The sequence below is a fragment of the Actinomadura sp. 3N508 genome (assembly GCF_044326375.1).
Classification (GTDB): domain Bacteria; phylum Actinomycetota; class Actinomycetes; order Streptosporangiales; family Streptosporangiaceae; genus Spirillospora.
Map to the genome: position 1 here is coordinate 388,631 of NZ_JBIRAX010000003.1, position 12,530 is coordinate 401,160.

11 protein-coding genes and 1 pseudogene are annotated in these 12,530 nt (G+C 67.1%); 6 read left to right on the plus strand and 6 right to left on the minus strand.

Going from position 1 to position 12,530, the window contains the following annotated elements:
- Positions 1-146: 146 nt before the first annotated feature.
- Positions 147-701, minus strand: a complete 555-nt coding sequence (locus tag ACH34S_RS13130; RefSeq protein WP_395952834.1) for a hypothetical protein — start codon at positions 699-701, stop codon at positions 147-149.
- A 1,334-nt stretch (positions 702-2,035) separates the two neighbouring features.
- Positions 2,036-2,512 (minus strand): RHS repeat domain-containing protein, encoded by a 477-nt coding sequence (locus tag ACH34S_RS13135; protein WP_395953321.1) that lies wholly within the window; start codon positions 2,510-2,512, stop codon positions 2,036-2,038.
- Between ACH34S_RS13135 and istB the strand changes: the two are divergent.
- A pseudogene (gene istB, locus ACH34S_RS13140) lies at positions 2,417-3,084 on the plus strand (IS21-like element helper ATPase IstB). The gene ACH34S_RS13135 and the pseudogene istB overlap by 96 nt on opposite strands.
- Positions 3,074-3,400 carry a hypothetical protein gene (locus ACH34S_RS13145; protein WP_395952835.1) on the plus strand — a complete coding sequence of 109 codons (327 nt, stop codon included), beginning with the start codon at positions 3,074-3,076 and terminating at the stop codon, positions 3,398-3,400. The pseudogene istB and the gene ACH34S_RS13145 overlap by 11 nt, the downstream one beginning before the upstream one ends.
- Before the next feature lie 338 nt (positions 3,401-3,738).
- On the opposite strand, the gene ACH34S_RS13150 is transcribed toward ACH34S_RS13145, so the two are convergent.
- Genes ACH34S_RS13150 through ACH34S_RS13165 form a run of 4 tightly spaced genes read right to left on the minus strand, consistent with a single transcriptional unit; the run spans position 3,739 to position 6,841 of the window.
- The gene (locus ACH34S_RS13150) at positions 3,739-4,488 is read right to left on the minus strand and encodes a YoaK family protein (RefSeq protein WP_395952836.1); all 750 of its coding nucleotides are present in this window, start codon (positions 4,486-4,488) and stop codon (positions 3,739-3,741) included.
- Entirely contained in the window at positions 4,475-4,984 is a 510-nt protein-coding gene (locus ACH34S_RS13155; protein WP_395952837.1) for a hypothetical protein, read from the minus strand. Before ACH34S_RS13155 ends, ACH34S_RS13150 begins: the two co-directional genes overlap by 14 nt.
- Positions 4,985-5,036: 52 nt before the next feature.
- Positions 5,037-6,110 carry a histidinol-phosphate transaminase gene (gene hisC, locus ACH34S_RS13160; RefSeq protein ID WP_395952838.1) on the minus strand — a complete coding sequence of 358 codons (1,074 nt, stop codon included), beginning with the start codon at positions 6,108-6,110 and terminating at the stop codon, positions 5,037-5,039.
- Positions 6,107-6,841 (minus strand): IclR family transcriptional regulator, encoded by a 735-nt coding sequence (locus tag ACH34S_RS13165; RefSeq protein WP_395952839.1) that lies wholly within the window; start codon positions 6,839-6,841, stop codon positions 6,107-6,109. The genes hisC and ACH34S_RS13165 overlap by 4 nt, the downstream gene beginning before the upstream one ends.
- A gap of 151 nt (positions 6,842-6,992) precedes the next feature.
- On the opposite strand from ACH34S_RS13165, the gene ACH34S_RS13170 reads away from it, so the two are divergent.
- From ACH34S_RS13170 to ACH34S_RS13185, 4 genes are read left to right on the plus strand one after another with little or no spacing between them, the layout of a single operon-like run.
- The gene (locus tag ACH34S_RS13170; RefSeq protein WP_395952840.1) at positions 6,993-8,609 is read left to right on the plus strand and encodes an ABC transporter substrate-binding protein; all 1,617 of its coding nucleotides are present in this window, start codon (positions 6,993-6,995) and stop codon (positions 8,607-8,609) included.
- A gap of 3 nt (positions 8,610-8,612) precedes the next feature.
- A complete protein-coding gene (locus ACH34S_RS13175) occupies positions 8,613-9,569 on the plus strand; it encodes an ABC transporter permease (RefSeq protein ID WP_395952841.1) in 957 nt (318 codons plus the stop codon).
- Positions 9,566-11,476: a dipeptide/oligopeptide/nickel ABC transporter permease/ATP-binding protein gene (locus tag ACH34S_RS13180; RefSeq protein ID WP_395952842.1), complete on the plus strand. Its 1,911-nt coding sequence runs from the start codon at positions 9,566-9,568 to the stop codon at positions 11,474-11,476. The genes ACH34S_RS13175 and ACH34S_RS13180 overlap by 4 nt, the downstream gene beginning before the upstream one ends.
- Entirely contained in the window at positions 11,473-12,468 is a 996-nt protein-coding gene (locus tag ACH34S_RS13185; protein ID WP_395952843.1) for an oligopeptide/dipeptide ABC transporter ATP-binding protein, read from the plus strand. The genes ACH34S_RS13180 and ACH34S_RS13185 overlap by 4 nt, the downstream gene beginning before the upstream one ends.
- Positions 12,469-12,530: the final 62 nt, after the last annotated feature.

The following is a 12,530-nucleotide window of genomic DNA, read 5'->3' on the forward strand; positions in this document are numbered from 1 at the left end:
GGACGGTGACGGCTAGCGCCCGAGGCAGGCCTCGCCTACGCCGGCGAGTTCGATGGTGCGGCGCATGCTCATCGACGGACGCGACCGCGGAGGCCCGTCCAGGCGCCGCCCAAGCACTTATGAGACCCCGCAGAGGTGCAAGTTCTTCAATCGAGACTTTGTTCCACGTCCATGCTCTCTGGAAAGTCTGTTGGGAAGAGTGGGCATTGGACTTGTTGGGTCAGGACGCCGACGAGGAAGTCGATGAGGCCGCCTTGGAAATGCCACCACCTGCTTCGTTCGATGACGATCGTCCACTCGTCCGGCGCGCCACTGGTCAGCCATAGGCATCTGTCCCCGTTGTCGGTCATTCCCCATTGCAGAACTCCGCGCGGCTCCGGATACACCGGAAATGGCGACCTTTTCGCCCTGCCTCCGTTTTCATCGATGAAATCTATCCACTCTTCTCCCTCCAGCCGGACGCGGAGAGGCTCGAGTACATCCTTCATTCCTTGGGCCGTGGTGGCCGGATCTGCCGGGATTCCTGGATGGAACCAGCCGAGGAAGTCATCGAATTTCAGTGACGGGTACGTTTCGGCCAGCATTTTATAGTCCGCGGGCAGAGCGAGCCCGAGTTCTGCTTCGAGGCTCTCCCACAGCACGCTAGGCGGACGGAGTTCAGGTGGGCCAATGAGTGCTCTAAGGTCGGCAAACTCCGCCATTAGTGATCCAACCCTTCCTGTTGTTGCCCAGGCATCTGCCGGGGCCGAGGCGCAGCACTGCTCGGGCTGCACGACGCGCAGTTACTACACAAACGACAGCGATCCTAGGGACGTAGGCATCGCAACCTGGCGTTGTGCATTCAAGTGCTGACGATCCACAACACTGCCGCCACAGAGATGGGTCGCCAGAATGGCGATTACCGACCCAAGGCGGCCAGATTCTGATCGGCACCGATGAGAGCAGCGGACACGATAGGGGTGCGGGGTGATTATTCGTCAATCGAACTCGCCGGTAAGGCGGCTGGAGATGTCTTCAATGGCGGAGAGGCCTGCTTGATCAACTGAGCAACGATCAGCTATCTACTTGTATACTTCCTCCACCCTCAGCGAGGATGTCCAGTCAGGCGGAAAGAGCGGACAGCGAATTCTGCCTTCAAGAGTGCCGACCAGGAAATCCAGCATTCCGCCCTTGTAGTGCCACCAGCGCCCTCTGACGATCATGACGGTCCACTTATCGGGGTCTGGATCTGTTAGCCACATACACTTGTCGCCGTTGTAGGTATCGCCCCATTGCAGGACACCGCCGGGCTCTGGAAAGATCGGGAAAGGAGGTTAGCGGGTAGGTTGACCGAGGTCGTCGATCACTACGATGTCAGGATACTTTGCGGTGATCTGTCGCAGGCCTCCAAGGATATCGTTCATTCCCTGAGCGGCGACCGTGGGATCCGGCCACATTCCGGGATTGTACCAGGTCAAGTAGCCGTCGAAGTGCAGGGTCGAGTACCTGGCACAAAGTTCTTTCTGTTCCGCCGGAAACGTCACACCGAGCTCGCTCTCGAGTTCACTCCAGCCGGACGGGGGGCGCCTGCCTGCGTGGTGGCCCTATCAGGGCCTCCAGGTCAGCACTGTCCACGATTCAGCCAGTCCGTTCCGTTCGCGTGGTTGGTGATGCACCGGTCGAAGAAAGATACCCGGAGCACCATTGTAGTAGAAGCCCCTTCCTTCCATGCGGATCACGCTTGCCTTCTTCTGACCACGCCTGTAGATCAAGGAGACCCTGTATTCGACGATCTGTCCACCCCGAACCGCATTTTCCACTTTGCGTTCATACTATCGCATATGACTGTCATTTACCGGCCCCTGGAGGCAGGTGAAGAGATTTTCCTTCTCGTCCGGCCCATTTCCATCGCCGCCGAGATGGTCGGCCCTGAGGTGGCATCTGGAGAACTTGCGCTGACCGCCGGGTTTGATTGGATTGGGGTCCGACATGCCGGGGGGATCATAGTTCGGATCAGCCGGCGTGCCGTTTTCCAACTGCAGAGAACTGCAGAACCTCACGAAGATTTCTGTTGGCCGACCATAGGAATCACGCGGACCGTAATGATCGATCGGACGGGAGTGGAGGTGCCGTCGGAGGTGAGGGTTCCTCGGGCGGTGTAGGTGTAGGTGTGGGTGCCGTCGGAGGTGAGGCGATTGCGTTCGTCGTAGGTGTAGGTGGTGGGGCCGGCCTTGGTCCGGTTGCCGGCGGCGTCCCAGCCGTATTCGGTCTGCTGGCCTGCGGGGTCTGTCCACGACGTGAGGCGTCCGGCGTCGTCGTAGCCGTAGGTGTTCTGGCCCGCTCCGGCGGTGCCGGTGGTGGTTTTGCTGGTCAGGTGGTCGTCGAGGTCGTAGCCGTAGGCGACATCCTGGACCAGGCCCGCGCCGAACAGCTGTCCATGACCGCCGCGCTGGAACGGCTGCTGGAGATCGAGGTGAACGCCACCGAGGAACGCCGCCTGGCCTCCCGGCTGCGGTTCGCCGGCCTGCCCCAGCCCTGGACGCTGACCGACTTCGACTTTGGCGCCCAGCCCGGCGTCGACGAGAAACTTATCCGCGACCTGGCCACACTGCGGTTCCTCGACGACGCCTCCAACGTGCTGTTCGTCGGCCCGCCCGGCGTCGGCAAGACCATGCTCGCCATCGCTCTGGCCCGCTCGGCCGTCGAGGCCAGCCACCGCGTCTACTTCACCACCGCCGCCGACCTGGCCGCCAAATGCCACAAGGCCGCCCTGGAAGGCCGCTGGAACACCTGCATGCGGTTCGTCGCCGGACCCCGCCTGCTCGTCATCGACGAACTTGGCTACCTGCCGCTGCCCGGAGACGGCGCTTCGGCGTTGTTCCAGGTCATCAACCAGCGCTACCTGAAATCCAGCACGATCTCACCACCAACGTCGGGATCGCCGACTGGGCGGGCGCCTTCGGCGACGCCACCGTCGCCGCCATGCTCGACCGCCTCCTGCACCGCGCCGCCGTCGTCGGCATCGACGGGGCGTCCTACCGGCTGCGCACCCACCAAGCCCACGCCGACACCATCCACCAGGGAGTCAACGCCCATGTCTCCTGACACCACACCGACCCACACCTGCCCAGTCTGCTGGAACCAATTCACCGTCAACCCCCGCAGCGCCCACAAGCACACCTACTGCTCCGGGCGCTGCCGCTCAGAAGCCGGACGCCGCCGCGACAAGAACAAGACCATCACGCCTGCGGCTCCAGCACCTGCCACGCCCGAACCCCGCCCCGAGCCCGCGGCCGTCCGCCAGTGCCCGCACTGCGGCAGCGCCATCACCATCGTCGCGCTCCTGACCACACCGCAAGTCGCACGTCCCACGACACCACTGGTGGCTAACGACGCGGTCATCCCATTGCACCGCACCTAGCCACTAACATCACCCGAGCCCCTGGGGAAGTCGACCTAGCAGCACTGGGGACTCCTGCTTAGCGCGGACAGACTCCCGGATCTCGGCCAGCTCGGTGGTCTTTCAGGACGCCCTCGGCCTCATAGGATCCACCTGCGCGGCGTCTCGGGTACCCGATTCCGAGCTGGGCCGCGATCGTGCGGATCGCCTCGAGCTCGCTCGGGTACCCACCCTGGTCGGCCGACTCCGCAACAGCGCGGACCGCCCGCGCACGCAGCTCGCTCGGGTACTTGCTGGGACATGCCGTGACTTCATCCTCTTCCAACCATTGACGTCTCCGGACGTCCCCGGCGGTTCAATCAGGTGCTCTGATTCGGCCTGTTTGCCCACCGGGCGGTGAAGGCGACGACTGCGGTCAGGAGTGAGGCCAATGCCAGGGGAAGGGCGCGTTCCTGTCGTAGGAGGATGGCGCCGGTTAGGGCGCCGGCCACGATGGTGACGATTGCCGCGCCGCGACGGTTGAGCAGGGCCGTCCGATTGGCTCGGAAGAGGTCTTCACTGGCCAAGCTGGTGAGGGTCGAGGTGACGACAACGGTCGTCATGTCCGTGACCGCGATCTTGCGTGCCACGGCGGCCTGGCCGCCCATGACGGCTGCTGTCACAGCTGCACCCAGCAGCTGCATCGCGTGGTCCTGGGTGGAGAGGACGAGGCTCGTCAGGGTGACGAGCAGCAGCGCCGCGCTGCATCCCGCCAACATGCCGATCGCACGTCCGGACCAGCCGATCGGCTGACGGCGCAGCGACATGCCTGCGAGCATCGCGCCGAGTGCGAAGGTGCAGACGGCGAGGGTGGGACCGAGGACGGGGAGATCCGCCGCCCCGCCCAGGCCCATGCCCAGGATCACCAGGTTGCCGGTCATGTTGCCGGTGAAGACACGGTCGAAGGAGAGGAAGCCGACCGCGTCGACCACCCCGGTGACGAACGTGAGGGTCATCATGAGGCTCACGTCGAGGTGCCGCCGCGCGAGGATCCACCGACGCGGTCGATGTCTCGTGGCCGCCTCTCTCCCCTGCGGCTCGGGCCGGCCCAGGGTGTCACGGCCGAGCATGGACGGCTTCGTCCGTGCGGGGACAGCACGCGGGCCACGCGGCGGTGTCGGTGTCGGTCCACACACGGTCGACCTGACACGTGACACGTACTTCGGGTCCGTTGCCGTGCTGGTCGGTCACCGTGGCTTCGAGCAGGGGCCGTGCTGGATGGGGCAGGAACGGTACGCCGCCGGGGGACAGCAGCCAGGATCCTGCTCGAGTGGGGTCGGCGGACTCGTGGTGGTGCGCTGCCGGCACTCGGCTGACGCCGAGGGCGGTCCCGACCTTCAGCACGGCGCAGCAGTAGGAGCTGGCGGACAGGACGAGGACGAAGGAGGCGTCATCACTCGTCGAGGTCAGGTCACGAGCTCGGACCGGTATGTCCCCCCACGGGTCGTGGGCGGTCAGCGCCAACCTGCCGTTGCGGTACCACTGCGGCAGCAGACGGATCAAGGTCGCGGGGGAGTTCGAGGTCGACCCCTCGTCGTGCTCCGTTCGTCGAGGTTCCCATGCCATGGGCGATGTCTCCTTGGTGCGTGAACCTACGCTCCGGGCAGGACCCGGAGGTTCATGCCGGGTCTGAGGTCGCGGGGGTCCGGGCATCCCACGTGGTGAGAGCGGCGGTGATCAGCTCGAGCCCGGCCTGCGATGGGACGCTGACGCGGACCGTGCCGGGAACTCCCAACGAGGCGCCCGAGCGCACAGCCACGCCATTGAGCCGCAAGTGCTCGATCAGCCTGTCGGCGGCCGGCACCTCGGCGAGGACGAAGTTCGACTGCGAGGGCACGACCGAGAAGCCGTGGGCCGCGAGGAGCTCGCTGAGGGCCGCACGATGCGCGCGGACGTAGCCGCGCATCTCATCGAAGCGCGCGCGGTCACGCAGTGACGCAACGGCCGCGGCCTGGGCGAGGCTGCTGACCGAGAACGGAGGTCTGATCGTCCGGAGGGTACGGATGATCTCGGGGGACGCCAGCAGGTACCCGATCCGGAGCCCGGCCAGGCCGTGGGCCTTGGAGAAGGTGCGGAGCACCGCGACCCGCCCCGACCCGGTCAGGCCGACCGCGGTGGTCCCCTCGGGATCGTCACAGAAGTCGATATAGGCCTCGTCGACCACGACCAGCTTCGCCGGCGACGACTCGACGAAGCGGACGAGGGCCTTCCGGGAGTGCAAGGTTCCCGTGGGGTTGTGCGGATTGACGACGAACGCGATGTCGGCCTCAACCTGCGCCATGGCGGCCAGGTCGTGATGCCAGTCGTGCAGTGGAACCTGGATGATGTGGGCGTTCACGATCGTGCTGATCACGGTGTTCATCCGGTACGCCGGATCCGCGCAGACCACGCTCCCGCCGCCGGCGAGATAGGCCCACCCCAGGAGATAGATGAGCTCGTCGGAGCCGTTGCCGACCAGGATCTGGTCCGGGCTCAGACCGTGGAGGAGCGCCAGTTCCCGGCGCACTTCGTCGGCCAGCGGGTCCGGGTAGCGCCGAATCGTTCTCGCGGCCTGCTGAATGGCCTCCAGCAAAGCCGGGTCGACCGGGAGGGGGGACTCGTTCGAGGCCATCGATCCCTCGACGAGCGGCGCGGCCTGGCCGGGGACATAGGGCTCCAGGGCATCGAGCCACGGCCGGGGACGCAGGGTCACGACTGCCGGCCGCTCAGCAGCACCGTCGCATGGCGGGCGGCCGCCATGACCGCTTCGGCGACTTCCGCGGAGTCCACGTCGCTGACCATCAAGAAGCTCGCCCCGACGGCGCCGATGGGTACGTCGCCCTCACGGAACACGGGGGCGGCCACACAATGGACGCCCGCCGCCGCGATTCCGGCGTCCTTGGCGTAGCCGCGAGCACGTACCTTCTCGAACTCCGCCGTCAACGCGTCGAGCTGTGCAGCGTCCGTCCCGGTCGGATCACCGAGGTGCTTGACGACCTCGCCCTCCGGGAGCCACGCGAGGCACGCCTTGCCCACCGCGGTCAGGCGGGCGGGCAGCCTGGCCCCGATCGAGCTGGCCAGCCGAATCCCTCGACCTGGAGGGTCCTGCTTGCACAGGTAGACCGCGTCGTTCCCGTCCAGGATCGCGTAGTGCGACGTGAGTCCCAGGTTCTGCGTCAGGCTCTCGAGTTGCGGCATCACCGCGGCCACGGCGTCGATGCTGCGCCGGTAGGCGGCGCCGACCTCGAAGGCCCGAAGGCCGATGGAGTAGAGGCTGTGGTCGTTCATGGCCACGAAGTCGTGATTGAGCATCGAGCGCAAGATGCCGTGCGCGGTGCTCTTGGGCATGTCCAGCATGGTCGCGATCTCGGCGCAGGACTTCGGGCCGTCGGCCTCGGCCAGGAGCCACAAGATCTCCATGGCCCGATCCACTGATCTGCTCACTATTCAATCCTATTTGCGACTGGCGTACGTATATACGAACTCTATCGTGGCCGGTCCGTGCTGTCAACGAGAGCGCGGCGGAGGGCTGGCCACTCGCCTGGGCATTTACCGCCTACCTGGATATTTACAGAGATGAGGATCACATGCCAGAATGCGGCCGTTCGCAATGCCAACTGGCATTCGTATATACGAACCGAGGATTCTTATGAGAGGTGCGTCAGGCCCCACCGGGTCCCTCCTGAGCCGGCCGTTCCGGCGGCTCGTCTTGGCGACGGCGGCTCTGTTGCTGGGCACGGTCGTGGCGGCGTGCGGCGGCGGCGAGCGGAACGACTCGACCCTCACCGTCGGGTTCCGCTACGGCTTCGCGAGCTTCGACCCGTTGCTCAACCCCGCGTTCACCGCCGACTTCCTGCTTCCCGTGTACGACACGCTGATCGTGCGCAAGGGCCAGGACGTGTTCAAGCCCGGGCTGGCGACCGGCTGGAAGTACGACCCGGCGGCGCTCACCATGACGTTGACCCTGCGTACGGGGGTGAGCTTCTCCGACGGCACCTCGTTCGACGCCAAAGCCGTGAAGGCCAACTTCGAGCGCGGGATGAGCGAGAAGGCGGGACCGTGGTCCTCGGTGTTCGCCGCCTTCGACAGCGTCAAGGTCACCGCGGACTCGAAGGTGGTCGTCCACCTCAAGGAGCCTCTTCCGTCCATCGTCTCCGACCTGGCCTTCATCCCCGGGATGATGGTCAGCCCCGCGGCGCTGCAGAACGCCGGCGCGCTCAAGAACGAGCCGGTCGGGACCGGGCCGTGGGTCCTGGACAGCGAGAAGGTGCGTCCCGGCGATACCTACCCCTTCGTCAAGAACGACCACTACTGGGACCCCGGTGCCAAGGTCATCGACACCTACGTCATGAAGGTGATCACGGACCGGACCGCAGCCGGCAACGCACTGCGCGCCAAGCAGGTCGATCTGATCGGCTCCGATGGCTTGCAGACCGTGCAGCTGAAGAGGGAGGGCTTCTCGATCGGCAGCACCGGAAGCATGGCCTACGTCGTCGACATCGCCGATCGGGCGGGCAAGGTCGTGCCGGCGCTCGGAGACGTACGGGTACGCCGCGCGATCGGCCTCGCGCTGGACCGCCAGGCCCTCCTGGACGCGGTCTTCGGCGGCTACGGCTCACCGTCCTCGACCATCTTCCCCGACGGCACCGTCGGCTTCAGTGCCGCGGTCAACAACGGCGTCACCTACAACCTCGATCTGGCCAAGGCGCTCATGCGCCAGGCCGGCTACGAGAAGGGCTTCAGCGTCAAGGTCTTCGTGATGTCCAGCAACGAGAACATCGCCGCGGCCGTGGCGGGCTCGCTGGCCAAGATCGGGATCAAGCTCGAGATCACGCCGGTCGCCGACGCGGGAACCTTCGCGGCCACGGTCGCGGACAAGAAGTCGCCCATCCTGATCGTGGCCTCGGGGCTTCGATCGCCGTGGGAGCTCTACACGGCGTTCGGCGGCGCGACCGGCCGTTACAACCCGTTCGGTGTGACGGCGGACGGCATCGATGCCGCCGCTCGTGCGGTCACGGCACTGGCCGATCCGACCAGTGCCAAGGCCGCGGAGGGCTACGGCAACCTCATGGAGGAGCTGATCATGACCCACGCCTTCATCCAGCCGCTCTTCACCGTCAACACCCCGGTTGCCATGCAGACCAAGGTCAAGGCTGAGCTCGGGACCCAGGCACAGACCCTGCCCGACCCCCGCACCACCTCGAAGGACTAGGGCATGGGCTATCTCGCTCGCCTCGTCCTCGGCAGGCTGGGCTCCAGTCTGGCCGTCCTGCTGATCGCAGCGACCGCGACCTTCTTCGGCACAGCGTTCATCGACCGCCGTCCCGAGGCGTACCTCCTCGGTCCGACCGCCTCGCCGGAGTCGGTCCAGCTGCTCCACGAGAAGCTCGGGCTGGACGACCCGTTGCTGGTGCAGTACCTGCGGTGGCTGGCCGGTGCGGTCCGAGGAGATCTCGGCACCTCGTGGGCGAGCTCCCAAGAGGTGGCCGGACTGGTGTGGTCGCGACTCCCCTCGACCCTCTCGATCGTGATCTGCTCCATGGTGCTCGCCATCCTGGTGGGCGTCACCCTCGGCACGCTCGCCGCACTGCACCAGACCCGGGCGACCGACCGGCTGGTCTCGACCGGTTTCACCCTCGGGCATTCCGTGCCCGAGTTCTGGCTCGGCATGCTCCTCGTCACGGCCCTAGCCCTGCACTGGTCGCTGTTCCCGGCCACCGGGTACGTGCCCTTCGAGGAATCCCCCACCGAATGGGCTCGTTCCCTGGTGCTGCCCTGCGTCGCGTTGGCGCTGCCCGTCGCCGCGACCCTGGGTCGTCACACGCGCAGCGCCGTCATCGCCCAGCTCGGGCAGGACTATGTCCGCTGGAGTGTCTCCACCGGCTTGGGGCGCCGGACCATCGTGAGGGCCGCCCTGCTCAAGAACGCCCTCCCCACGGTGGTGGCGATCATCGCGCTGCAGGTGCTCGCCATGCTCAGTCTGTCGATCGTCGTCGAACGTGTCTTCGCGATCCAGGGGATGGGCGGCCTGGTCCTCTCCGCGGCGCTGAGCCAGGACATCCCCGTCCTGATGGCGGGGGTGATCGTGTACGGCGCCATCGTCGTGGTCGCCAACCTCATGGCCGATGTGCTCCAGGTGACGCTCAACCCGAGGGCGGGGGCCGCATCGTGAAGAGCCAGGCGGGCGCGATGGTCCCGTCGTCCTCCAGCGTGCGACGAGGCCCGGGGCGGCAGGTCGTGCTCGGTGCGACGCTGCTCCTTCTGCTCTATGCCGGCGGACTGGTGGCGACGTTCCTGATCCCCTCGGCGTCGGCGACCACGCAGTCCCTCACGGAGCGGCTCGCGCCACCGGGAGGCGACCACCTGATGGGCACCGACCAGTACGGGCGGGACCTGCTGGCGCGCACGCTGCTCGCGATCTCCGTGGACTTCCACGCGGTCCTGCTCGCGGTGACCGTGGCCGTGCTGATCGGCGTCCCCCTGGGCGTGCTGGTCGGCATGGGCGGCCGGTGGTCCGACCGGATCACCATGCGCGTGGTCGACGCCTTCCTGTCGATCCCGACCTTGGTCATCGTGATGGTGGCGGTGGCGTCGCTCGGTCCGGGCATGGTCAACACGGCGTTGGGCGTGGGGCTCAGCTTCTCGCTGATCTATGCGCGGATCGCCCGGGCGGAGACGCTGAACATCAAGCAGGAGCCCTTCGTGATGTCGGCGCGGCAGTCGGGCGTCGGACGGGTGCGCCTGATCAGCCGGCACATCATGCCGACCCTGGCCCGCCCCCTGGTCGTCGAGACCGCCGTGATCCTTCGTGCGGGCTTCATGCTCCAGGCCACGCTCAGCTACTTCGGCCTCAGCGTGCAGCCGCCGCATCCCAGCCTCGGGAACCTCTTGCGCGAGGCGCAGGACGCGGCGGTCGAGGCACCGTGGCAGGTGCTGCCCGCCGGGCTGGTCCTGGTGATGATCATCTTGCTGCTCAACCTGACGTCGGACGGGATCTCGGACCGCCTGGCGGTCTCCGCGACGCCCCGCCGGCTACTGGACAGTGCGCGGGGACGCCTGGGACGCCTGCCGCGTGCCGACGCCGAGGCTCGAGCCCTGGTGATCGAGTCCGTCACGATCAAGGCGGGCGCGGGCACCTTGGTGCGCGACGTGTCGATCGACCTTCACGGCGGCGAGGTCGTGGCTCTCGTCGGGGAGTCGGGATCCGGGAAGACGATGACCGCCATGTCGGCGGCGGGGTTGCTGCCGACGGGAGTGGAGATCGTCTCCGGCCGGGTCCAGGTGAACGGCCACGACGTCGTGGGTGCCAGCCCGGGACTGATGCGATCGCTGCGGGCCACTGAGGTGGGGGTGATCTTCCAGAACCCGATCTCGGCCATGAACCCGACCTGGCGGGTCGAAAAGCACCTGACGTACCCGAGCGTGGTTCTGCGCGGCCTGACGCGGGAGCAGGCGCGGCAGCAGGCGCTCGACCTGCTCGGAGAGGTGGGCATCGCCGATCCAGAGGGGTGCTTGACCAAGTACCCGCATGAGCTGTCCGGTGGGATCGCCCAACGGGTGATGATCGCGGCCGCGCTGGCCGGAGAGCCGTCGGTGATCATCGCCGACGAGCCGACCAGCGCGCTGGACAGCACCGTGCAGATCCGGGTGCTCGACCTGCTGCTGGGGCTGCGAAGGACCCGGCACTTCTCGCTGCTGCTGATCACGCACTCCATGGGCGTCGTCGCGCACGCGGCCGACCGCGTCTATGTGATGTACAGCGGCGAGATCGTGGAGTCCGGCGCTGTCTCCGAAGTCCTCGGACGCCCCGCGCATCCCTACACGCAGGCGCTTCTCGCCGCCGTGCCGCAGAACAAGAGGCGTGAGCGAGCGCTCCAGGTGCTCGGCGGCTCGGTACCGCGGCCCATCCGCGAACTGCCGGGCTGCCGGTTCGCCGAACGCTGTCCGCACGCGACGACCGCGTGCACGGAGGGGAGGGTGCCTTTCGTCGAACGGCGCGGACACGCTTCTCGGTGCCTCAGAGCCGACCTGGAGAACGATGCGTTCGCCGTCGAGGCGCGCCGGGGGGACCGCTCATGAGTACAACGAGCCTGGTCGAGATCGAGAGTCTCGGCGTGCAGTACCACGCCGCCGGCCCGCGCGTCGGGCGTGGCCGCACGGGCCCGTGGGCGGTGCGTGAGGTCTCATTGTCCATCGGACCCGGGGAGACGCTCGGCCTGGTCGGCGAGTCCGGCTCGGGCAAGAGCACGATCGGTCAGTGCATCCTCGGCAACGTCCGGCCGAGCGAGGGAACCATCCGAGTCGCCGGGTTCGACGTGGGCTCGTTCCATGGCCGCGTGCCGCTCGAGTACCGGTGGGTGGCTCAGGTGGTCTGGCAGGACCCCTACCGCTCGCTGACGCCGAGCATGAACATCGGAAACCAGATCGGCGAGCCGCTCGCCCGCCGCCGCAAGCGCACGCGCTCGGAGGTCGCCTCGGAGGTCGCCCGGCTGCTGGAGGTGGTCGGACTCGAGGCGGCGATGGCCAACGAGCGGCCGAGTCGGTTCTCGGGCGGCCAGCGCCAGCGCATCGCGGTGGCCCGCGCGCTGGCGGCCGAGCCGCAGCTGATCGTGCTCGACGAGCCCGTGAGTGCACTCGACGTCATCTCCCAGGCCCAGCTGATCGAGATGCTCGAACGGGTGCAGCGCGAGCTGGGCGTGAGCTATCTCCTCATCTCGCACGACCTCGCGGTCGTGCGGCACATGGCACACCGCACCGCCGTGTTGTGCCGTGGACGGCTCGTGGAGTCCGGGACCTCGAACGCGGTGGCCGCGATGCCGGCCCACCCGTACACCCGGGAGTTGCAGGACTCGGTGCTCGACCTCGCGAACAGCCGCCGCGGGTCCACGTCCCTGGGCCGCCCCGTACCCGTGGACCGGCAGTCGGGGCACGAGCACACCCTGTGCCCCTATCTCGCCCGGTGCTCCGAGGCGGTCGACGCCTGCGAACGGGACCTCCCGCGCCTGGTGCCCCACGCGGAGACGACGCACCTCACCGCCTGTCACCACCCCCTCAGGTCTCCCTCGTCCTGACCACCGGCCTCACCCGGCGACAGCCATGTTCACCATGACGAAAGAGCTCGATACCGATGCGC